This window comes from Acidovorax delafieldii, from assembly GCF_007993815.1.
GTDB lineage: Bacteria > Pseudomonadota > Gammaproteobacteria > Burkholderiales > Burkholderiaceae_C > Acidovorax > Acidovorax delafieldii.
Genome location: NZ_VJWE01000015.1, coordinates 149892 through 171478, shown reverse-complemented (window position 1 = coordinate 171478; position 21587 = coordinate 149892). Strand labels below are relative to the sequence as shown.

19 protein-coding genes and 1 tRNA gene are annotated in these 21587 nt (G+C 59.2%); 12 read left to right on the top strand and 8 right to left on the bottom strand.

Annotated elements, in window-relative coordinates; all coding sequences use genetic code 11:
* Positions 1–68: 68 nt before the first annotated feature.
* Positions 69–947 (bottom strand): EamA family transporter RarD, encoded by an 879-nt coding sequence (gene rarD, locus ATF69_RS16685; RefSeq protein WP_146871676.1) that lies wholly within the window; start codon positions 945–947, stop codon positions 69–71.
* Between the two features lie 569 nt (positions 948–1516).
* Here rarD and ATF69_RS16680 point away from each other — a divergent pair.
* Positions 1517–3073: an SIR2 family protein gene (locus ATF69_RS16680; RefSeq protein ID WP_146871675.1), complete on the top strand. Its 1557-nt coding sequence runs from the start codon at positions 1517–1519 to the stop codon at positions 3071–3073.
* A gap of 82 nt (positions 3074–3155) precedes the next feature.
* Here ATF69_RS16680 and ATF69_RS16675 read toward each other — a convergent pair whose 3' ends face one another.
* Positions 3156–4067: a PGN_0703 family putative restriction endonuclease gene (locus tag ATF69_RS16675; protein ID WP_342212252.1), complete on the bottom strand. Its 912-nt coding sequence runs from the start codon at positions 4065–4067 to the stop codon at positions 3156–3158.
* Between the two features lie 221 nt (positions 4068–4288).
* Between ATF69_RS16675 and ATF69_RS16670 the strand changes: the two genes are divergently transcribed.
* Positions 4289–5461 carry a hypothetical protein gene (locus ATF69_RS16670; RefSeq protein ID WP_146871673.1) on the top strand — a complete coding sequence of 391 codons (1173 nt, stop codon included), beginning with the start codon at positions 4289–4291 and terminating at the stop codon, positions 5459–5461.
* Positions 5462–5969: 508 nt separating this feature from the next.
* Here ATF69_RS16670 and ATF69_RS23500 read toward each other — a convergent pair.
* The 6 genes from ATF69_RS23500 to ATF69_RS16640 form a co-directional block, all read right to left on the bottom strand.
* Positions 5970–6143 carry a helix-turn-helix domain-containing protein gene (locus ATF69_RS23500; protein WP_425291789.1) on the bottom strand — a complete coding sequence of 58 codons (174 nt, stop codon included), beginning with the start codon at positions 6141–6143 and terminating at the stop codon, positions 5970–5972.
* A 123-nt stretch (positions 6144–6266) separates the two neighbouring features.
* The gene (locus ATF69_RS16660) at positions 6267–7094 is read right to left on the bottom strand and encodes a hypothetical protein (protein ID WP_146871671.1); all 828 of its coding nucleotides are present in this window, start codon (positions 7092–7094) and stop codon (positions 6267–6269) included.
* 48 nt (positions 7095–7142) lie between these two features.
* Positions 7143–7415 carry a helix-turn-helix domain-containing protein gene (locus ATF69_RS16655; RefSeq protein ID WP_146871670.1) on the bottom strand — a complete coding sequence of 91 codons (273 nt, stop codon included), beginning with the start codon at positions 7413–7415 and terminating at the stop codon, positions 7143–7145.
* 39 nt (positions 7416–7454) lie between these two features.
* Positions 7455–8735 carry a tyrosine-type recombinase/integrase gene (locus ATF69_RS16650; RefSeq protein WP_244303751.1) on the bottom strand — a complete coding sequence of 427 codons (1281 nt, stop codon included), beginning with the start codon at positions 8733–8735 and terminating at the stop codon, positions 7455–7457.
* 171 nt (positions 8736–8906) lie between these two features.
* Entirely contained in the window at positions 8907–10001 is a 1095-nt protein-coding gene (ychF, locus tag ATF69_RS16645) for a redox-regulated ATPase YchF (protein WP_116747898.1), read from the bottom strand.
* Between the two features lie 85 nt (positions 10002–10086).
* Positions 10087–10959 carry an MOSC domain-containing protein gene (locus ATF69_RS16640; protein WP_108499683.1) on the bottom strand — a complete coding sequence of 291 codons (873 nt, stop codon included), beginning with the start codon at positions 10957–10959 and terminating at the stop codon, positions 10087–10089.
* A gap of 92 nt (positions 10960–11051) precedes the next feature.
* Between ATF69_RS16640 and ATF69_RS16635 the strand changes: the two genes are divergently transcribed.
* From ATF69_RS16635 to ATF69_RS16590, 10 genes are all read left to right on the top strand, one after another.
* Complete coding sequence (locus ATF69_RS16635) at positions 11052–12194, top strand: FAD-dependent monooxygenase (RefSeq protein ID WP_208758741.1); 1143 nt, start codon at positions 11052–11054, stop codon at positions 12192–12194.
* A 28-nt stretch (positions 12195–12222) separates the two neighbouring features.
* Positions 12223–12951 (top strand): DsbC family protein, encoded by a 729-nt coding sequence (locus ATF69_RS16630; protein ID WP_146871668.1) that lies wholly within the window; start codon positions 12223–12225, stop codon positions 12949–12951.
* 56 nt (positions 12952–13007) lie between these two features.
* Entirely contained in the window at positions 13008–14819 is a 1812-nt protein-coding gene (locus tag ATF69_RS16625) for a M61 family metallopeptidase (RefSeq protein WP_146871667.1), read from the top strand.
* A gap of 73 nt (positions 14820–14892) precedes the next feature.
* Positions 14893–15672, top strand: a complete 780-nt coding sequence (locus ATF69_RS16620; RefSeq protein ID WP_056066293.1) for an enoyl-CoA hydratase — start codon at positions 14893–14895, stop codon at positions 15670–15672.
* A 25-nt stretch (positions 15673–15697) separates the two neighbouring features.
* Positions 15698–15774, top strand: a tRNA-Met gene (locus ATF69_RS16615).
* A 168-nt stretch (positions 15775–15942) separates the two neighbouring features.
* The gene (locus tag ATF69_RS16610; RefSeq protein WP_167514363.1) at positions 15943–16398 is read left to right on the top strand and encodes a hypothetical protein; all 456 of its coding nucleotides are present in this window, start codon (positions 15943–15945) and stop codon (positions 16396–16398) included.
* Between the two features lie 101 nt (positions 16399–16499).
* Positions 16500–17846, top strand: a complete 1347-nt coding sequence (gene miaB / locus ATF69_RS16605; protein ID WP_146871666.1) for a tRNA (N6-isopentenyl adenosine(37)-C2)-methylthiotransferase MiaB — start codon at positions 16500–16502, stop codon at positions 17844–17846.
* Positions 17847–17889: 43 nt separating this feature from the next.
* A complete protein-coding gene (locus tag ATF69_RS16600; RefSeq protein WP_146871665.1) occupies positions 17890–19353 on the top strand; it encodes a sensor histidine kinase in 1464 nt (487 codons plus the stop codon).
* Positions 19343–20014, top strand: a complete 672-nt coding sequence (locus ATF69_RS16595; RefSeq protein ID WP_244303750.1) for a hypothetical protein — start codon at positions 19343–19345, stop codon at positions 20012–20014. The genes ATF69_RS16600 and ATF69_RS16595 overlap by 11 nt, the downstream gene beginning before the upstream one ends.
* 14 nt (positions 20015–20028) lie before the next feature.
* Entirely contained in the window at positions 20029–21441 is a 1413-nt protein-coding gene (locus ATF69_RS16590; protein WP_146871664.1) for a sigma 54-interacting transcriptional regulator, read from the top strand.
* Positions 21442–21587: the final 146 nt, after the last annotated feature.

Below are 21587 nucleotides of genomic sequence, written 5' to 3'. Positions count from 1 at the left end.
CGCGTGGCTGACAGAATCGAACTGCGCGTTTTCCAGTAGCCCAGGCGACAGGGACCGCCCCCGGCGATTCAGGCCACCGCCATCCGCTGACGCGTCCACCAGCCCTCCACGCTGTACACCAGCAGCGCGGCCCAGATCAAAACAAAACCCACCAGCCGCGCGGGCTGAAAGGCCTCGTGGTACACCCACAACCCCAGCGCAAACTGGAGGCTGGGCGAGATGTATTGCAGGATGCCCAGCGTGGACATGGGAATGCGCCGCGCGCCAGCGGCAAACAGCAGCAAAGGTACGGCCGTCATGGGCCCGGCCAACAGCAACCAACCCACAGTAGACGCATCGCCCTGCACCAGAGCGCCCTGTCCTTGCCAGCTCCACCAGGCCAGCACCACTGCCGCCACCGGCGCCAGCATCAGGGTCTCCAAGGTAAGCCCCTCCAGCGCGCCCAGCACTGCTACCTTGCGCAGCAGGCCATAGAAGCCAAAGGTCAGTGCCAGCACCAGCGCGATCCAGGGCAGGCGCCCTGCCTGCACGGCCAGCCACAGCACACCGGCCGCAGCCACCGCCACGGCCAGCCACTGCCCGGGCCGGGGGCGCTCGCGCAGGAACACGAAGCCCAGCGCCACATTCACCAGTGGCAAGATGAAATACCCCAGGCTGGCATCGACCACATGGTGGTTCTGCACCGCCCACACGTAGGTCAGCCAGTTGCCCGACAACAGCACGGCCGACAATGCAAATGCGCCGAGCACCCGCGGCTGGCGCACCACAGACGCCATCCACGCCCATTGCCTGCGCACGGCCAGCAGCCCCAGCACCACGGCCAGCGACCACAGCGTGCGGTGCATCACCACCTCCAGCGAGGGCACATCGGCCACCTGCTTGAAGTACAGCGGGAACAGCCCCCAGGCGACATAGGCCAGGGCAGCGTAGAGGATTCCTGTATTCATGCGTGAGAAACCATCAAAGAGTGAACGAAGGCATGGCCTTGCCCGGGTTGCTCTGGAGCGGGAAGCCGCCAGAAAAAATCCCTGCCCGCCCGGGGGCAGACAGGGATGACGGGCAACACAGCGCACGCAGGCCCCGAGGAGCCTGCAGCAGGGTCAGACGTTGAACAGGAATTGACGCTGTAAGGGCATGATTTGATTGATAAACGTCTCTGCTCTACTCGCTTGGTGCCCCCTGCCATGCCCCCAAATCCATCGGATGCGGGTGAACAGTGGCGAACACGGGGACTCCCTGCTTCGGTTCAGTCTAGCTGAGTTTGACCTCCTTGATCTCTATTCGATCTTGGCGGTCAGTTGTTAAGCTTGACTCGGTTCACTCATCAGTTGATGAACTGATGAATAGTCGCTATCAACCTACGCACCGCAAGACTTGGCCCGCCTCTGCCCACCATTGGCAACCTGAGCGGCCAATGTACAACAGATGCTGTCATGAACGGCACACGATGACACCATGTCAGCAATCCCCTGCCATCTTGATAAAGTCGAGCGAACGATAAAGGCCTCTTACTCCTATGTCCATCAAAGAAGATCTCGTCACCCATTTTTCTGGCGCACCCTCTGCACCATTTCTTTTTGTTGGATCTGGGTTCTCTAGGAGGTATCTAGGACTAGAAGACTGGAGCTCTTTACTTCAACGCTTTTCAGAAGGTTTAAAACCCTATGAATACTACCTAACAAGTGCCGATGGCAAGTTACCGCGCGTAGCATCATTGTTGGCAGCAGATTTCCACCGACTCTGGTGGGAGTCTGACGCGTACAAAGAAAGTAGGGAAAAGAACAAATCCAAAGCAAGGGATGCGACTTCAGCATTGCGCATCGAGATATGTAGTTATATTCAGAACACAACCAAGGCCGGACCATTGAGAGATCACGCCGATGAGATCGCGTTACTTTCTCAGTTAAATGTGGACGGAATAATTACAACAAACTGGGATACTTTGCTTGAAAGTCTTTTCCCAGATTACAGAGTGTTCGTCGGCCAAAGCGAACTGCTCTTCTCCAACACCCAAGCGATTGGTGAAATCTACAAAATTCATGGCTCCACCGCGAGACCAAACTCGCTAGTTCTTACAGAAGAAGACTACAAAGGATTTCACTTTGCCAACCCATATTTAGCAGCCAAGCTAATAACAATTTTTGTAGAGCACCCCGTAGTCTTCATTGGATACTCGTTGACAGATCCAAACATTCTAGATCTTCTTCGTGATATCTCTCGCGCTCTAGGCCAAGAGAATTTAGTTAAGCTTCAGAACAATCTCATTTTTGTGCAAAGAGCACACGGCCAAGAGGCGCAATACAGCAAGACTTTCATCGCAATTGATGGAGGACAAATTCCTATCACTATTGTTAAAAGTGATAGCTTTGTGCCTATATATGAGGCCCTAGACTCGATAAAACGGAAAATTCCGGCTCGAGTTCTTCGCTACTGCAAAGAGCAGTTGTATGAAATGGTACGCAGTACAGCCACGTCAGAAAAACTGTGCGTCGTTGATGTTGACGATATAGACAAAAAAGACGACATTGAATTTGTTATAGGCGTAGGCGTGGCAAGCGAAAGAGCTTCCCAAGTCGGCTACCACGGAATCAGCATACTGGATCTATTCAGAGACTTCCTATCAGACAAGAGCATTTACGACGCCAATGCCATTTTGCAAAAAACCATTCCAGATATCGGCAAAGGAGCAACATACATACCAGTTTACAGGTACCTTAGAGAAATCAATATAAACTCTAAAGATGCTTACAAAGCATCAGGCATTGACATAAAAAAACATCTAGCCTCAAATGGTGTTGAGCACTACAGATCACGTGCGTACGCAAAACCATTTCTCAAAACAGAGAAAGATAAAAATGCAAACGACGTTATCAAAACCAATTCGCCAGAGAAGGCAGCCATGTTTTTACCATATGTCTCAAAAGAGCGATTCGACGTGGCAATTGTGCGGGAGTTTTTACTCCAAAACATTCATCGCTTCGACAGCAGCTTTGCATACTCGACATTCTTCAGAAAACTTGCCTGCCTATGCGATTACTATCAGTTTGGATGGCCAGAGAAAGCAAAGGGCTAATTCCTAGCCCAATGGGTTCACGATATTAGAGAGATACTTATAAAGCATCATTGAAATATGATGCCTATTTCAAGATCAAACGCTACCCAAAAATAGCCTCCTCGATCTTTCTAAAATTGAGGTATCTAGAGCGCAAGGCTTGTGCTGTCTCTTCGTCTCCGATTGCCTCGTATGCCGTTAGACAAGCTTCCAAGGTCACGGCCTGGAAACCGGACACAGCAGGGTCAGGACTTATGCACTCTCGTTGATAAAGCTTGGCTGCGCTATCGCAATGGTGGTTCTGCTTGGGGTATATGAGGACGAATCGACCCGACTCATAAAGCCCATTGACTACCATGGCGCGGCTGAGCATGTGCTCCCGCCATAGCTGCTGAAGTGGATTCCCCCTGAGTGACTGGGACTCCGGCTCACGATAAATGCCAACAGCTCGGGAGAGTTCGTCATAGCGTGGGCGCAGCGTTGCCAGGGGCTCGGCCATGGCCTCGGAATACTTCACCTCAATGGCAATAAAGCCTTGCTTGCCCTCGAGGGTGCGGCAGGTCACGAACACGTCAAAGGCCGTGTTGTCTGCAGTGAAGGATGCATCCCCTCGCCCTGGTGAATGCTCGAAGTAGATTTCCTCCACCTCTGCAACGTAGTCGGGGAAAAGCTGCTGAAAGAACTTGTTGCCCTTGTCGGGATTGAGCGTCAGGTCACCAAACAGGTTGAAGCAAAGGGGCTGGCTGGACAGCATGTTGGTCCATAGGCGCTCTTGCTCGATGACTGCACCAATCTCCCGATAAACGGACTCGCGGAAAGCCAGCTTTGCGATGGCCGGGGAGAGGAAGTTTGCCCCCTGCTTGGCATAGCTAGCTTCAATGCGGCTACCCAGCTTGCGGGGCTCTCCATTGGCTGGGGCGTGGGTGCCCATGGGAATGCCTCGCTCTGCCCGCCATAAAGCCTGCAAGAGCCTCGCTGCGGCTTTGAAGCGGGTGTCTCCAGGCTCATGCACCATGTGTGCCTGGAGGATGTCTGGGGGAACTAGCGGAAGTCGGTCTTGATACATGGATGCCCTTGAAAGGAGGAACGCTTGGTTCCTCAGATTCCAAGGATGATCGACTTTGTTTAGCCGACATCAGCCATAAGGCGACGCCACCTAAGCACATTTAGACATAACGTGTACTTTTCAAGTTCTAAAAGCCATATTGGGCTCCATTAACTTTTGAAGGAACACGTATGCGTAAGCACCATCACAATGAGACATTCCGAGCCAGAAGCCTTCTGGAGAGAGGCGATGGCGGATACAGACCAGAAGACCGATACCCTACTCTATCCGAAGGGTCATTCTACGATGAAGTTTTCGCTGCAGCTTTTGGGAGAAGCAAGAAAGAGCACGATGAAGCCATGGAGTATCAAGCGCGACAATTCGCGAGGGACTCAAGAAAATACTCTCTCACATCAAAGAAGCTGAGGGGCGATAAAAAGCAAGCCTATAAAGAAGATGTCATGCGCCGATCAGGGGAGCTGGAATTCTCCATAGACAATAAATTCATCTTGCCAAGAGAGATCAGCGCAGAAGAGTTCATAGATGCTTACAGCGCTGTCGCCTTTATAAATGCAAAAGGGATCGCGCTAAATTCTCATATCACGATAAGCAGCGAGTTACTTGGCATAACACCCAAGAATTCGAAACAAGGACTCTCACATCTCCACGACCAAATCCTCCACCCTCTGAGAAATTGGTACAAACAGAGAGGAGTGGAATTCTTTTGGCTCTACATCAATGAATATTCTACAAAATCTGGATTTCACACTCATTTACTTACCCACATCCCGCCGGAGCATTCAGAGGAGCTTGCAACATATCTCCTCAAAAGAGCGAAAAAGATCAATACCCTACCCCAGTTCAATGAGAGATCTGTACAAGTAAACATAGATAACGGCATGGACCTATTCAAGCAATGGTCATTGTTCCAGTACATCTGCAAAGGAATCAACCGAAATCACTGGATAGAAAACGCACATAGTGGCGAAAGAGTCTACTTGGAAGAATTGATCTGGGCACACTATGAAAATCCGGGAAATTTCCATCACATAAAGAAGATGGCGCATTCTCAGAACGTCAACAAAGCAGCCCGGCAGCAGTCCGACTTCACGTCGTTCTTGGAGCAAGGCATCACTGACAAGAACTGGCTCTACTCCCAGGGCAAGCCCACGCGAAGCTTGGCACTAGAGCAGAACGCAAGCCATGACTCTCACAAGGTGAAAAACCTCCCTCTTGGCCCAAGCATCTTTGACTCAATCTTTGACACTCAGCCCCGCAAAACCGAAGATTTCAAACCAGACTGGAGATTAAATCCTTTTGAAATCAATGACTTGAGGAAGACTCCACCGAAAAATTCACCCTAGAAGCGCTCTGCAGTAGCGGCCCTATGAAGAGCGTCTGACTGGGTAACGTCCTTGGAGCTCTCGCAAGACGAGTTCCAAGCCCTGAAGACCTAGGTGTGGGCGCTTGCCGGGTTCATTGTCTATCGTGATGGTCCCGGTAGAAGGCCAGTAGTTGATGGGGCCGATCTTCAGTTGTGAAGGTGGGAGATGCCTGTAATAAACACCTTTGGTGTCCAGCCACTCTGTTGCCTGGATCAATGATTCACGGGCCATCTCAGCTCTATTCAGCGCTAGCTTCATCGACATAGAAATTTCCTTTACATCACTATTGCCATCACTCACTCTCGCAGAGAGCATCCAATCCAACACCAAAGACAGATAGATAGAGGGAGAGGAATGCAGAGGGGAAAGCGGGGGGGGGGCGTTTTATGTAGCGTTTGACAAGGAAAACTTCTATCTTTTTATGAAAATTTTTCTGAAAAACAAAAAAGCCGATCAAATGATCGGCTTTTTTGTTGGAGTGCTGGCTTCAATGCCTCGTAGGTAGCTGCTCCATCCACTTTTTAGCCTCGGTCCTTGGGATCAAGGTTCGACTACCAAACTTCTTTGCCATGAGCCTACCGGCATTCATCTCTGCATAAAGCTTGGTGCGGCCAATGCTCGCCCACTTGCAAAACTCATTGACGGTAAGCAAGCCGCCCATTTCGGCAAAGGGTTCATCAACTCTCATCATGCGACCTCACAGTGGTTTTAACACTGTATATAAAGCCGCGACTCAAATGCAACTATTTAATCAATCTAAAAATCTTAGAAAATCTAAAGAATCTTAGTTGGAGGTTGCAGCCTTAAAGGGCTCTGTCGACAACTCTTTATAAGGGAAAGCGTTTAAATCTGAACCTATCAGGACTAAAATTTGCTTTTTGGAGGGCTCTGGCAGATAACACAAAGGGTCTGAAGACATTCTTTCCCAACGTCCCTGAAGCATACCGCCCAACTCCACAGTCCCTGCTCGCCAATTGGAGGGATTGTGCCCATTTTGTTGTAATTTCTTAGCAAGCTTAAAATTAATTTCAGCACAGGACGTTCTATGGAGAAACGTGTAAGAAGCCCCCAGATCCATTTCTGGCAGTTTTGGTATATATGCAAAAGCATCCTGATTGGCAGGATCAATGCTGCCAGAGAACACTTGAGAAAATATTTTCCCAGTGGATTTTGATTCTTCTGCTATAGCAGAAGAGGATTGGGGGATACCTGCCTTAGTAAATTCAGAGAATTCAAGAACAGTGTCAACCTTACCTGGTTCCGTTGAAACTGCGACCTCATTTGTCTTATCAAGCTTTAGCCAGCAGCCCTCTTTCTCCCAGCCATCTCCATAAAGGGTCATAGCCTTGACTTGATCCCGCGTCTTGCCGAATTGCTCACTCATGGATTTCAGAATTTCAACTGAATATCCGCACTGAGCTGCCCGAAGAACAACTTTGGTTCCGCTTTTATCTTGGTAGACATACTCTGATGAGTTGTCTTTTTTGGTGTAAATCTGGGTTGCCGCATAAACAGCAGCAACCACAAGAACAAGACTCGAAATCAAAAGTAAAACAACGTACTTCTTCAGAAAAACTATTGCAGACTGAGGGGAATTTTTTGCAGTTGACATTCTTAATGTATTAGTGAGTGGGCATCAAGTCGACCGAAATGAAATGCTTCACTCACTACCTCCCGGATGAAAAATCTTATCAAAATTCTCAAATAAAGGCCCACAGGCCAGTTCTGCGCACAACTGAGCGGGATCAACACTCAAGACCTTCGCTACGGCAATCAACTCCACGATGTCCAGGCGTCGTTCCCCGCGCTCATACTTCGAGACGTAGCTTTGCGGCTTGCCCAACTGAAGGGCAATGTCCGTCTGGGTCAGGCCTTTGGCCTCTCGTAATTCAACTAAGCGTGCTCGCAAGATGCCATAGCGAGACGCGTGCATGGGATTCGACATTCCGCGTACTGTCTAGCCTGAATTGGGTTATCCCAAAACGGGTTTCATAGCGTCTGCTGTCTTCTTTTTCCACTCGTCCAGCAGGTCGGCCCATCGCTGCATCATGGTGGCCCGATCCTTCAGGTAGTCCGCGTGGTTGTAGGTGCGGCGTACGGCATTGGGCTCATCGTGGGCCAGTTGGCGTTCTATCCAATCTGGGGAGAAGCCCATCTCGTTAAGCCGTGTGCTGCCGGTGGTGCGCGTGGCATGCGGACTGAACTTGCCTGCCCAACCCAAGGCCTTCAGCATCTGACGGAACGATGCTGTCACCATGGGTTTTCTTCTGTCGTCCCGATGGGGGAAGAGATGGCTTCGGCTGCCGGTGAGCATGCGTAGACTGCGCAGCAATGCAACGGCCTGGGCCGGTAAGGGGATCAAGTGTTCCTTGCGCTTCTTCATCCTCTGCGCGGGGATGCGCCATAAGGCTTGATCCAAGTCGAACTCGCACCATTCAGCCTCGATCACTTCGGATGGGCGGGCCAGGGTCAACCACATGAGGAAGAACGCGGCCTGGATTTGGTAGTACCCGCCATGGCCTTCCACCGCGTTGAGCAGTGCTCCAACCTCCTCAAAAGATAAAGGCCGCTTGTGCTGGGTCTTGTTCGCCACCAGTGCCTTGCGTACTGGGTAAACCGGGTCTGAGTCGGCCCGGAGTGTGGACACAGCGAACTCAAACACAGAGGACATGGTTCGCTTGGCTTCGCAGGCCACGCTATTGCCATTGCGGGAATCAGCCCGCTTCAGGATGTCAAGAATATGCACAGGCTGAACCTGCCGGATTGGCAGTGCTCCCACATGAGGGAATACCACGCGCTGCAGCATGTTTAAGCGCCGCGCTTTGGTGACCTCTTGCCAGTCTCGCAGGGCCACCCACTCACGGGCAACCGCTTCAAAGGTGTTAGCGTGGTCTACGCCAGTTTTGAGGCGTTCGAGCTTCTTTTGTTGGGCTGGGTGAACGCCTTGGGCAACCAGCTTGCGAGCGGCTTCCATGGCCTCTCTCGCTTCACGAAGGGACAGCTTCGGATAGCTCCCCAGAGCTACGCGGCTCTCCTTGCCAAGAAGACGGTACTTCCAGCGCCAAAGCTTGGCCCCGTTGGGCTTGACCTCCAGATAAAGCGCGTTGCCTGCAGAGAGTTTGTAGGGCGTGCTCTTGGGCTTGGCGGCGCGAAGGGCTGCATCACTGATGCCACGCCGGGCCTGACTTTTGGGGGCATCGGAAACGGCTGCAAAGCCAGTATCCATGCGGGTTTCGAGGTAGTTTGGGGGCATGATTTCTCCTGGGGAGGGGGCATGCACCGTGCGTGCCCCCTGTCATGCCCCCATATATGGAAAATGCCCCCGAACGATCTAGTTCACCGGCGAACAACTTTCCCTATATCTATCAATGGGTTAGCCAACACCTTCGAACATTGGCGAACCCTGAAGAACAGCTCTTCCTGTTCAGACGTTGAACAGGAAGTTCAGCACGTCGCCATCCTTGACCACGTACTCCTTGCCTTCGGCACGCATCTTGCCGGCATCCTTGGCGCCCTGCTCGCCCTTGTAGGCAATGAAGTCCTCGAAGGCGATCGTCTGCGCACGGATGAAGCCGCGCTCGAAGTCGCCGTGGATCACCCCAGCAGCCTGGGGCGCGGTGTCGCCAATGTGGATGGTCCAGGCGCGCACCTCCTTCACGCCAGCGGTGAAATAGGTCTGCAGGCCCAGCAGCTTGAAGGCGCCACGGATCAGGCGCGCCAGGCCTGGTTCTGTCTGCCCCATTTCGGCCAGGAACATGTCGCGGTCTTCGTCGCTCATCTCGGCCATCTCGGCCTCCATCTTGGCGCAGATGGCAACCACGGGCGCATTCTGGCTGGCAGCATAGTCCTTGAGGCGGTCCAGGAACGGGTTGTTCTCGAAGCCGTCTTCACTCACGTTGCCCACGAACATCGCGGGCTTGGCCGTGATCAGGCACAGGGACTTGAGCAGCGGCTGCTCTTCCTTGGTGATTTCGACCGAGCGGGCAGGCTTGCCTTCGTTGAGTGCGGCCTGGATGCGGGTGAGCAGCGCCACCAGCTTGGCGGCATCCTTGTCGTTACCCGACTTGGCAGCCTTGGTGTATCGGTTCAGGGCTTTCTCGACCGTGCCCAGGTCAGCCAGGCACAGCTCGGTCTGGATCACTTCGATGTCGGAGATCGGGTCCACGCGGCCCGCCACGTGGATCACGTTGTCGTCTTCAAAGCAGCGCACCACGTTGACGATGGCGTCGGTTTCACGGATGTGGGCCAGGAACTGGTTGCCCAGGCCTTCACCCTGGCTGGCGCCAGCCACCAGGCCGGCAATGTCCACAAACTCGACGATGGCGGGAACGATGCGCTCGGGCGAGATGATCTGGGCCAGCTGCTGGAGGCGGGGGTCAGGCACCTCCACCACGCCCACGTTGGGCTCGATGGTGCAGAAGGGATAGTTCTCGGCGGCAATACCAGCCTTGGTCAGCGCGTTGAAAAGGGTGGACTTGCCGACGTTGGGCAGGCCCACGATGCCGCATTGGAGGCTCATGGCAGGGCTTTCTGGTGTTCTGGAGACAAACCGCCGATTTTACGGGCGCGCCCAGTGCCCAGTGCTGATGGCCCAAATCAGACGGTCATTCAAACCGGAAATCGGCAGCAATGCGTTGCCCCACACGCAGCCACTGCCCTGCGCCGCTTCGCACGATGGCGTTCATGCCGAACGTGATGGCGCCGTCCAGCCGCTTATCCTGGCGGTAGGTGCGCAGGGTGTCGCCCACCGACGGATGGCTCTCGGCCGTGGCCGGGTCGATGTCGGGGATGGGGCATCGCGCGCAGGGCTTCACCGGTTGCATGTGGACGTCGGCGGTGCCATCACTCTCCACATGGATCAGATCCACGCGGTCCTCGTCGTGGGCATCCACCCCCGCCAACACCACGTTGGGCCGGAACCGCTCCATACCCACCGCGCCGTGGCCGCCGGCCGTGAGCCGTGCGTTGAGATCCTTCAGGGATGCCTCACTGGTCACCAGCAGCGGAAACCCGTCAGCAAACTGGTTGGGAGCCTCCATGCCATCCGTCCACTCCAGGCTGGACAGGCGCCGATGCTCTGGGTCAAACCGCACCAGGCGGCAAGGCTGCCCCAGAAAATCGCTGAACCACTGCGCCGCCACAGGCCCCATGTCCCAAGCAGGGACCGTGTCGCGCCAGACAGTCACCGTGGCAGGTGCCTCCACTGCGTCGATCGCCACATGCAGCGCCAGCATGCCCGGAGCCCGCAGCACCATTTCGTCACTCTTGAGCTGGGGCCGGATCAGCGCCATGCGGGGCAGGCTGCGCTGGGTGAGGAACATGCCCTGTGCGTCCACCACCATCCAGGCGCGGTCCAGATCCAGCCCGGTCTCGGTAAGCAGCGCCTGCTGCACCTCGATGCCCGCACAGGATTTGACGGGATACACAAACAGCCGCGCAATGGTGCCGGACAGATCAGACTCGGAAGGGAAACTCACGCCGGGTGCTCCTGAAGAAGGGTGCCAGAAAGGCCAGACTGCAATTCTGCCCTGTCATTACAGGGGGTAAGACCCCTCCTACAATGCCTGTCATGGCCCCAACCTTTGATATCTGTATTCGTGGCACCGGCATCGTGGGCCGAACCCTGGCCTTGTTGCTGGCACGGGAACGACTGAGGGTGGCCCTGGTACCAGACCCGGCTCCACGCAGCGCGGTGGCCACCGATGTACGGGCCTATGCCCTGAATGCAGCGTCCCGTAGCCTGCTCGAATCGCTGCGCAGCTGGCCCGACGCCGAACACGCCACCGCCGTCAAGCACATGCAGGTGCAGGGCGATCAGGATGGCTGCGTGCATTTCGATGCCGCCCCCCAGGGGGTAGAAGCCCTCGCCTGGATGGTGGATGTGCCGGCCTTGGAAGAGCGACTGGCACAGGCTGTGCGGTTTCAGCCATTGGTAGAGGTGGTGGATATCCCGGTGGCTGCGCCCCTGACCGTCGTGTGCGAAGGACGCGCCAGCACCACCCGGTCCGAGTTTGGCGTGCACTTTGACGTGACGCCCTACGCCCAGTACGCCATTGCCACGCGGGTGCGCTGCGAACATCCGCACGCACAGGTCGCACGCCAGTGGTTTTTGCCACAAGGCATTCTGGCTTTTTTGCCGCTGGAGGGAGCCCAGGGGAACTCTGTGGCCGTGGTGTGGTCCGTCCCTGAGGAGCGGGTGTCCGCGCTGATGGCATTGCCTGCCGACACCTTTGCGCACGAGTTGCAGACTGCGAGCCAGCTGGCGCTCGGCAACATTGAGCTCATTGCCGAGCGTGCCACTTGGCCGCTGCAGCTCGCCAAGGCGGACCGCTGGTGCGGTGCTGCATCGACCAATGCGACCAATGGCCCAGCTGCGCGCAGCTGGGTACTCGCAGGCGACGCGGCCCACAACGTGCATCCGCTGGCAGGGCAAGGGCTGAACCTGGGCTTGGCCGATGTGGCAGCCTTGGCCGATGTGCTGCGCACCCGCGACTACTGGCGCAGCGTCGCCGACCTGCGGCTGCTGCGGCGCTACGAACGCCAGCGAAAAGCGGCTCTGATAGCGATGGGCCTGGCCACCGATGGGTTGCAGCAACTGTTTGCACGTCCGGAGGCGCCCTGGCAGGCGCTGCGCAACTGGGGCATGAAGGGCTTTGAACACAGCGGCCTGCTGAAGGATTTTGTGGCCCGCCAAGCCATGGGAATGCGCTGAACGCGCGAGTTTGATAGACAGGAATACGATGAAACTGACCACTGCTTTGCTGACCGTTGCGGCAGCCACCCTGAGCCTGAGCGCCACGGCGCAAGAGGACGCCATCCGCAAGGCATTGGCCCAGCGTATTCCTCAGATGGACAAGATCGACGAAGTGCGCTCCACTCCCATGAAGGGTCTGTACGAAGTGCGCATCGGTACCGACCTGTTCTACACAGACGCCAAGGGCGACTATGTGATCCAGGGCGAGCTCATCGACTCCAAGGCGCGCCGCAATCTGACCGAAGACCGCATCAGCAAACTCACAGCTGTCAACTTCTCGGCTCTGCCCCTGAAAGATGCCGTAACCATTGTGCGCGGCGACGGCAAGCGCAAGGTGGCCGTGTTCGAGGACCCCAACTGCGGCTACTGCAAGCGCTTTGAGCGCGACTTGCAGCAGATCAACAACGTGACGGTGTACCTGTTCCTGTACCCCATCCTGAGCCCGGATTCGGCCGAAAAGTCGCGCAACATCTGGTGTTCAAAGGACCAGGCCACGGCGTGGCAAGACCAGATGGTGCGTGACAAGCCCGCACCGGCGGCTAGCTGTGACACCAGCGCGCTGCAGCGCAACCTGGCCTTTGGCAAGAAGTACAAGATCACCGGCACCCCCACATTGATTTTTGCCAACGGCACGCGTGTGCCAGGTGCGATCGGCGCCCAGGAAGTGGAAAAGCGCCTGGCCGAGGCCGCCAGCGATGCACCCTCCGCCAATTAATAGCCGCTGAAAGCCCCCGACCGACGACTCCGCGCGGCCCTTGCGCGGCACATGCCATGCCCCTCTCCCGCTCAGCCTCCGTCGCAGACATTCACTACCGCGTCGAACCCACAGACCTGAATGCGCATATGTTCACCGTGACGCTGACGGTGCAGCGGCCCGCGGCATCGCAAGAGCTGTCTCTGCCGGTCTGGATTCCAGGCAGCTACCTGGTGCGGGAGTTCTCCAAGAATCTGCAGGTTCTAACGGCTCGGCAAGGCCAACGCGCTTTGCAACCGGCCCAGCTGGACAAGCACCGCTGGCAAGTGCAATGCACGGAGCGCAAGCCCCTGGTGCTGACCTATCAGGTGTGCGCCTACGACAGCTCCGTACGCACCGCCTGGCTGGACACCTCGCGCGGCTTTTTCAACGGCACCAGTCTGTGCCTGCGCGTGCATGACCAGGAGAAACAGCCCCACACACTGGAACTGGCACGCACGGCGGCCACGGCGACCTGGGCTGCTGCCACCGGTCTACGGCCCCTGGATGCCGACAAACAAGGGTTTGGCCTGTACGCGGCGGCCGACTACGATGAACTGGTCGATTGCCCGGTGGAGTTGGGTAACTTCTGGGTGGGGCGCTTCAAGGCCTGCGGCATTGCCCACCAGTTTGTGGTGGCAGGTGCGGCTCCGTCGTTCGATGGCAAGCGCCTGCTGGCCGACACGCAGAAAATTTGTGAAACCGCCATCCGTTTCTGGCACCGCGAAGGCAAGGCGCCGTTCAAAAGCTACGTCTTCATGCTCAACGCCGTGGGAGATGGTTATGGGGGACTGGAACACCGCAACTCCACGGCGCTGATCTGCGGGCGGCGTGATCTGCCCCGCCAGGGCGATGTGCGAGCCAGTGAGGGCTACACCACACTGCTGGGCCTCATCAGCCACGAATACTTTCACACCTGGAACGTCAAACGCCTGCGGCCTGCCGAGTTCACTAGCTACGACTATGCGCGAGAGAACTACACCGAGTTGCTGTGGTTCTTCGAGGGCTTCACGAGCTACTACGACGACCTGCTGCTGCGCCGCGCCGGGCTGCTGGACGACGCAACCTACCTCAAGCTCATCACCAAAACCATCAACCAGGTGCTGCAAACACCCGGCCGGTCGGTACAAACCGTGGCCGAGGCCAGTTTTGACGCGTGGGTGAAGTACTACCGACAGGACGAGAACACACCCAACACCACCGTCAGCTACTACACCAAGGGCTCTCTGGTGGCCCTGTGCCTTGACCTGGCCCTGCGGCGCGAGGGCACAGCCACGCTGGACGATGTGATGCGCGCACTATGGGAGCGCTGCGCGGGCGGCCCGATGACCGAAGCGGATCTGCGCGCCGTGCTCCACGACCTGGCCGGCCGCCCATTCGACAAGGAACTGGCCCATTGGGTGCACAGCACCGCTGATCTGCCATTGGAAGAGCTGCTGGCCGCCCACGGCGTGGCGCTCAAGGCCGACCGGCCGCAGCTGGCCCAGCGCCTGGGCCTGCGTGTGGCCGAGAACCACAGTGTGCAGATCAAGACCGTGCTGCGTGGCGGAGCCGCAGAGAAGGCAGGAATGTCTGCAGGCGACGAGTGGCTGGGCGTGGAAGTGCAGGGCCAGGGCTGGCGCATCAGCAAGCTCGACGACGTCACTTTCTACGCGGGCACCCACACCACCCTGCAGGCACTGGTGGCCCGCGACGGGCGACTCCTGCGCCTGTCCTTGGAGATACCACCGGTCCAGGCAGCTGGAGCCCCTGCCAAGGGCCGGCGCAACGCGACCGCCACAGCCATGGCGCCAGACACGATCAGCCTGACGGTGACAGACGCCGCTGCAGTGGGACGCTGGCTGGCCTGACGGCAGCAAAGCCCTACTGCCTTGGGTATATTGCTGCAGCTTTCATAACCAACCATAACCCCCAGGAGATTTCATGGCTTACGAAACCATCGAGGTGCGCATTGAAGCGGACAAGGTCGGCATCATCACCCTCAACCGGCCCAAACAGCTTAACGCGCTGAACGACCAACTCATGAATGAACTGGGCGCTGCCCTCAAGGCGTTCGACGCTGACGAGAAAATCGGCTGCATGATCGTCACCGGCAGCGAAAAGGCTTTTGCGGCGGGCGCGGACATTGGCGCCATGGCCAAATACAGCTTCGCTGACACCTACAAGGGCGACTACATCACCCGCAACTGGGAGACCATCCGCTCCATTCGCAAGCCCGTCATCGCCGCCGTCAGCGGCTTTGCATTGGGCGGCGGCTGCGAACTGGCCATGATGTGCGACTTCATCATCGCAGCCGACAATGCCAAATTCGGTCAGCCCGAGATCAAGCTGGGCGTGATCCCTGGTGCCGGTGGCACGCAGCGCCTGCCCCGCGCCGTGGGCAAGTCCAAGGCCATGGACATGGCGTTGACAGGCCGCATGATGGACGCGACCGAAGCCGAGCGCGCCGGACTGGTCAGCCGCGTGGTGGCTTACGACAAGCTCATGGACGAAGCACTGGGCGCCGCCATCATGATTGCCGGCTTCTCGCAGATCGCTGTCATGGCAGCCAAGGAATCGGTCAACCGCGCCTTCGAGGGCACGCTCGCCGATGGCGTGATGTTTGAGCGCCGCCTGTTCCACGCGCTGTTTGCGACGCAAGACCAAAAAGAAGGCATGGACGCCTTCATGAACAAACGCGCCGCTAACTTCACACACCAATAATTTTTGTTCTATAATTCTGGTTTCCGGTCGTATAGCTCAGTTGGTTAGAGCGCAGCATTCATAATGCTGATGTCGGTGGTTCAAGTCCACCTACGACCACCAAATACAAAAACCCACAGTGCGGCAACCCACTGTGGGTTTTTTCTTTCAGGCGAGCCTCAGAACCTGTTCCTGTGCCCATCGAAGCACAGAGCCGCTTGACTTGTCAGAGGGATATGCCACGCTGGCAACCCCTTCTAAAATTGTGCCTTCAGCCCCTGGATGTAAACCATGAACCGCTGCACCACACCCTCTTCCAGCCGCTACCCCGCCCAGCGGGTGCCCCGCTTTTTCCATGCCGCATGGATGGCCGTGGTGACCTGTGCGGCCCTCTGCGCCGTGGCACCGGCCTCGGCTCAAGTCCAGCCAGGCCTGGGCCTTTCACGCCCCTTCCCCGAAGCCGCACTGCGGGGCACGCTGAGCATCAACACCGCATCCGAAGCCACACTCAACGGCAAGACCATCCGCATGGCCCCCGGCATGCGGCTGTTCAGCCCCCAGAACACCTTGGTCATGGCACACACGGTGCTGGGCCAGACCTTCAAGGTCAACTACGTGCTGGAGAACAGCACCGGCATGCTGCATTCCGCATGGATCCTGACCGAAAGCGAGGCCGCACAGCCCCGCAAGGGCAGCGACGCCATCGTCACCAACATCACGACCGGCTCGGGCGCCGCTCTGAAGTAACTCCTGTCCGGTGCGGCTGCACAGCCACCGCGCCGTTGTGACATTCACAGTTTCCGCACCATGCCGGGCGCGGTGTTTGCTTGCTCTTTTGCGAAATTGCCATGGCCAAAAAAGTCTTTATCAAAACCTTCGGCTGCCAGATGAACGAGTACGACTCGGACAAGATGGCCGACGTGCTGAACGCCGCCCAAGGCTACGAGCCCACGCAGAACGTGGACGAAGCCGACCTCATCCTCTTCAACACCTGCTCGGTGCGTGAGAAGGCGCAAGAAAAGGTTTTCAGCGACCTGGGCCGCATCAAGCACCTGAAGGCGCGCGGCGTGAAGATCGGCGTGGGCGGGTGCGTGGCCAGCCAGGAGGGCGCCGAGATCATCAAGCGCGCGCCCTACGTGGACGTGGTGTTCGGCCCCCAGACCCTGCACCGCCTGCCCGAGATGCTCAACCAGCGTGAACGGCTGGACAAGCCCCAGGTGGACATCAGCTTTCCCGAAATCGAGAAGTTCGACCACCTGCCGCCCGCGCGGGTGGAAGGCGCGTCGGCCTTTGTGTCGATCATGGAAGGCTGCAGCAAATATTGCAGCTACTGCGTGGTGCCCTACACCCGTGGCGAAGAGGTGAGCCGCCCATTCGACGACGTGCTGGTCGAAGTGGCGGGCCTGGCCGACCAGGGCGTGAAGGAAATCACCCTGCTGGGCCAGAACGTGAATGCCTACCTGGGCAAGATGGGTGGCACGGCAGAGATTGCCGACTTTGCGCTGCTGCTCGAATACGTGTCGGACATCCCTGGCATTGAGCGCATCCGCTACACCACCAGCCACCCCAACGAATTCACGCCCCGGCTGATCGAGGCCTATGCCAAGCTGCCTAAGCTGGCCAGCCACCTGCACCTGCCCGTGCAGCACGGCAGCGACCGCATCCTGATGGCCATGAAGCGCGGCTACACCGCCATGGAATACAAGAGCACGGTGCGCAAGCTGCGCGCCATCCGCCCCGACCTGGCCATGAGCAGCGACTTCATCGTAGGCTTCCCCGGCGAGACGGAAGACGACTTCAACAAGATGATGAAGCTCATCGACGATATCCACTTTGACAACAGCTTCAGCTTCATCTTCAGCCCCCGCCCCGGCACGCCCGCAGCAGGCCTGCACGACGACACGCCGCACGACGTGAAGCTGCGCCGCCTGCAGCACCTGCAGGGCGTCATCAACGCCAACATCAAGTCCATCAGCGAAAGCCGCGTGGGCACGGTACAACGCATACTGGTGGAAGGTGCCTCCAAGCGCGACGCCACCGAGCTGATGGGCCGCACCGAGTGCAACCGCGTGGTCAACTTTGTAGGCCAGCCCCGCCTGGTGGGTCAGATGGTGGATGTGACCGTCACCGAGGCCAAGGCCTATACCTTGCGCGGCGAGGTGCTGACGCACGAAACCGCCGCACTGGCCGGCTGACGCGCAGGCACAGACGCCGCGCACGCCGACCCACCTGGCTGCAATGCCCACCCAGAGCCCCCCACCCACGGCACCGCCACCCGCCGAAGGCCTGCTGCATGGCCTCTCCTTCCAACAACTGTTGCTGCTGGCATTCGTGCTGATTGCAGGCTTGCTGGGGGTCAGCTCACTGAGGGCCTTGCACACGTTGGAGCAGCTCATGGTGCTCAGCCGCCATGGCACGGCCGAGGCCACTGCACTGGCCACGGCCGCACAAGGCCTGAACCAGCGCGGGCAAGCCCTGGAACGTGCGGCGCGGCAGTCCCTGGTGCTGCGTGATGCGCCGCTGCGCCGCAGCTTCGACGACATGGCGGTCGATGCGCTCACCGTAGTGGACCACCTGCAGGCCGCAGGGTTGCCGTCCGCGCAGACGCAAGCGTGGCGCACCCACCTGGAGGCCGTCAAAACCTTGCTGGACGCACCGCCAGACCGTGCGCTCGACAACGAACGCCTGGTCGCCGAGGAATTCATGGCCCTGGAAACCCTGCACGGCACCATGGTGCAGTCGGTGCAGGACATCAACACCCAACGCAACCAGGCGCTGCAGGACCAGGTGGAGAACAGCCGCCGCAACGTGACGCACCAGGTAGTGGGCGCCATTGTGCTGGCGTTGGTGCTGGCACTGTCTCTGGGCATCTGGCTGGCGCGACCGTTCAAGCGGCTTGAAGGCGCCATCCGGCAGCTGGGTGAAAACCAGCTGGACGAGCCGGTGCTGATCTCCGGCCCGGACGACGTGCGCCGGCTGGGCCAGCGGCTGGAATGGCTGCGGCTGCGACTTCTGGAGCTGGATGCCGACAAGGCGCGGTTCCTGCGCCATGTCTCCCACGAACTCAAGACCCCTCTGGCCGCGCTGCGCGAGGGCGTGGCGCTGCTGCAGGACGGCGTGACGGGCGAACTCACCGCCGGCCAGCGCGAGGTCGCTCAGATCCTGCACCACAACACGCTGCAGCTGCAGGGCGAGATCGAGGCCCTGCTGCGCTTCAACGCCGCCGCCTTCGAGGCACGGCAACTGCAGCGGCGCGACACCGATCTGCTGGCCCTGCTGGAGGCCCAGGTCGAGACACAGCGGCTGCAGTGGCAGGCCAAGGGCCTGACCGTGCGGGTAGAGGGGCAGCCCTTGCGCATGCTGGTCGATGCCGACAAGATCACCTCCGCCGTCAGTAATCTGCTGTCCAACGCCATCCGCTTTTCACCTCCCCAGGGCACGGTCCGGCTGGTGCTCTCGCAACCTCCCGGCCAGGTGCGCCTGGATGTCTTTGACCAGGGGCCCGGCGTGGACCGGGTGGACCGCGACCGCGTGTTTGAACCCTTTTACCGGGGTGTTCACCAACCGGACGATGCCGTGCGCGGCACCGGCATCGGGTTGTCCATCGTGCAGGAATATGTGCAGGCCCATGGCGGCAGCGTGCGCCTGGTGGACGAAGGCGCACACTCCTTCTTTCGCATCGAACTTCCCCATGCCGCCTAGCACTCCCCCTCTGTCCTCCCACGCGCTGCGATGGCCGCTGCTTGCCCTGGGCACCATGCTGGCAGGCTGCGCCACCACCGCGCCCCCACTTGCCCCCTCCAAGCCGCCCCCGGTGGCCATGATCATTGCCGTGCCTGTAGCCCCGGCGATCGAAGTCGGCGCCACCGAAGCACGCGGTACGGAGACCGATAACAACGCCCCCACTGCCCTGCTACTGGCCCAGACAGACCGTGTGCTCAAGCTGCCCCCGGCCGAACTCGCCAGGGAAATTGCCCGTCTGAGCGAAGCGGAGGACGCCACGGCCGACACGCCGTTGCTATTGGCCACGGCCCTCGCACAAACGCGCCAGGCCGTGGACACCGCCCGTGCGCTGGGCCTGGTGCAGCGCGTACTGGGCAACACCGGCGCTGCAGCGCAACCCTTGCACCCGCTGGCCCGGCTGCTGGAGGCTCGGCTGCTGCAACAACGCCGGCTGGAGGATCAGCTCGACCGCCAGGCCCAGCAGTTGCGCGACAGCCAACGCCGCAATGACCAGCTCAGCGAACGCCTGGAGGCCGTGCGCGCCATCGAGCGCAGCCTGAGCACGCGCCCAGCACCGCCACCCTCAGCCCCCGCCGCGCCAGCAGCGAGCAATGGCGCGGCGCCACGGCCCGCCCCCTGACCGACCTATCCGCCATGCCGTCTTCCGCCCCCACCCGCGCCGCCCCACCTGCCCGCATCCTGGTGGTGGACGACGACGCCGACATGCTGCGGCTGCTGTCGCTGCGCCTGAAAGCCGCCGGGCACGACGTGGTGGCCGTGGGCTCGGCCGAAGCGGCACTGGCGCAGCTGGACATTGCCCGCCCGCAGCTCGTGCTGAGCGATGTGCGCCTGCCTGGGCGCGACGGCCTGGCCCTGTTTGACGAAGTGCGCGCCCGCCACCCCTCACTGCCCGTGATCCTGCTGACCGCACACGGCACCATTCCCGATGCGGTGGAGGCCACGTCGCGCGGGGTGTTTACCTACCTCACCAAGCCCTACGACGGCAAGGAGCTGCTGGAGAAGATTGCGCAGGCGCTGGCGCTCAGCGCCCCTGCCGTTGCGCAGCCGCATGCCGACGAGGACTGGCGGACCGAGATCGTGAGCCGGTCGCACCGCATGACGGACCTGCTGTCCGAGGCATACATGGTCGCTCAGTCTGACGCCAGCGTGCTGCTGCGCGGCGACAGCGGCTCGGGCAAGGAGCTGCTGGCGCGTGCCATCCACCGCGCGAGCCCGCGTGCGGCCCGCCCGTTTGTGGCCGTCAACTGCGGCGCCATCCCCGAGGCGCTGCTGGAGTCCGAGTTGTTCGGCCACGTCAAGGGCGCCTTCACCGATGCGGTGAGCAACCACAAGGGGCTGTTCCAGGCGGCGGATGGCGGCACCCTGCTGCTGGACGAGATTGGCGACATGCCCCCGGCCCTGCAAGTCAAGCTGCTGCGGGTGTTGCAGGAGCGCGCCGTGCGCCCCGTGGGCGCCAGCCAGGCCACGCCCATCGACGTGCGCATCATCTCGGCCACGCACCGGGACCTGGAGGCCGCCATGGCCAGCGCGCAGTTCCGCGAGGACCTGTACTACCGGCTGAACGTGGTGTCGCTGGTGCTGCCCACCCTGGCCGAGCGGCGCGAGGACATTGCGCTGCTGGCCAACCACTTTCTGGACCGCCTGTCCCGCAAATACGACAAGCGCCTGTCCGGCTTTGCGCCTGAGGCGCTCAAGGCACTGACCACCGCCGCCTGGCCAGGCAACGTGCGCCAGCTCTACAACGTGGTCGAGCAGGTGTGCGCCCTGTCCACCACCCCCCTGGTGCCCCTGACGCTGGTGCAGCGCGCGCTGCGCACCCCGTCCACCCAGGTGCTGAGCTTTGCAGAGGCCCGCCAGCGTTTCGAGCGCGAGTACCTGGTGGGACTGCTCAAGATGACCGACGGCAATGTGGCCGATGCAGCGCGGCTGGCGCAACGCAACCGCACCGAGTTCTACCGCCTGCTGCAAAAGCACGCGCTGACGCCTGGACAGTTCAAGCAGGATGCAGGCGATGCGGACGATGTCGTGGATGAGCGACACGAGTAAGTCATTGATTTACAGGGTGTTTTGATCAAAGCACCCACCCCTTGTCGCCATCCGGCGACAAAAAGCGGGGGCTGATAGGCGCCCACAGGCCATTGCACAACTGCTTACACGCAGAGACCACTCCAACCCGTTGATTTCAAAGCGTT

Bases quoted from the DNA above. Each gene is read 5' to 3' on its own strand.
- ATF69_RS16680 (WP_146871675.1), top strand. From the start codon at position 1,517: ATGTCCATCAAAGAAGATCTCGTCACCCATTTTTCTGGCGCACCCTCT.
- ATF69_RS16610 (WP_167514363.1), top strand. From the start codon at position 15,943: ATGAACCGCTGCACCACACCCTCTTCCAGCCGCTACCCCGCCCAGCGG.
- ATF69_RS16635 (WP_208758741.1), top strand. From the start codon at position 11,052: ATGGCCCCAACCTTTGATATCTGTATTCGTGGCACCGGCATCGTGGGC.
- ATF69_RS16625 (WP_146871667.1), top strand. From the start codon at position 13,008: ATGCCCCTCTCCCGCTCAGCCTCCGTCGCAGACATTCACTACCGCGTC.
- ATF69_RS16595 (WP_244303750.1), top strand. From the start codon at position 19,343: ATGCCGCCTAGCACTCCCCCTCTGTCCTCCCACGCGCTGCGATGGCCG.
- ychF (WP_116747898.1), bottom strand. From the start codon at position 10,001: ATGAGCCTCCAATGCGGCATCGTGGGCCTGCCCAACGTCGGCAAGTCC.
- ATF69_RS16655 (WP_146871670.1), bottom strand. From the start codon at position 7,415: ATGCACGCGTCTCGCTATGGCATCTTGCGAGCACGCTTAGTTGAATTA.
- ATF69_RS16650 (WP_244303751.1), bottom strand. From the start codon at position 8,735: ATGCCCCCAAACTACCTCGAAACCCGCATGGATACTGGCTTTGCAGCC.
- ATF69_RS16630 (WP_146871668.1), top strand. From the start codon at position 12,223: ATGAAACTGACCACTGCTTTGCTGACCGTTGCGGCAGCCACCCTGAGC.
- miaB (WP_146871666.1), top strand. From the start codon at position 16,500: ATGGCCAAAAAAGTCTTTATCAAAACCTTCGGCTGCCAGATGAACGAG.
- ATF69_RS16600 (WP_146871665.1), top strand. From the start codon at position 17,890: ATGCCCACCCAGAGCCCCCCACCCACGGCACCGCCACCCGCCGAAGGC.
- rarD (WP_146871676.1), bottom strand. From the start codon at position 947: ATGAATACAGGAATCCTCTACGCTGCCCTGGCCTATGTCGCCTGGGGG.
- ATF69_RS16660 (WP_146871671.1), bottom strand. From the start codon at position 7,094: ATGTCAACTGCAAAAAATTCCCCTCAGTCTGCAATAGTTTTTCTGAAG.
- ATF69_RS16670 (WP_146871673.1), top strand. From the start codon at position 4,289: ATGCGTAAGCACCATCACAATGAGACATTCCGAGCCAGAAGCCTTCTG.
- ATF69_RS16675 (WP_342212252.1), bottom strand. From the start codon at position 4,067: ATGGTGCATGAGCCTGGAGACACCCGCTTCAAAGCCGCAGCGAGGCTC.
- ATF69_RS16590 (WP_146871664.1), top strand. From the start codon at position 20,029: ATGCCGTCTTCCGCCCCCACCCGCGCCGCCCCACCTGCCCGCATCCTG.
- ATF69_RS16620 (WP_056066293.1), top strand. From the start codon at position 14,893: ATGGCTTACGAAACCATCGAGGTGCGCATTGAAGCGGACAAGGTCGGC.
- ATF69_RS23500 (WP_425291789.1), bottom strand. From the start codon at position 6,143: ATGGGCGGCTTGCTTACCGTCAATGAGTTTTGCAAGTGGGCGAGCATT.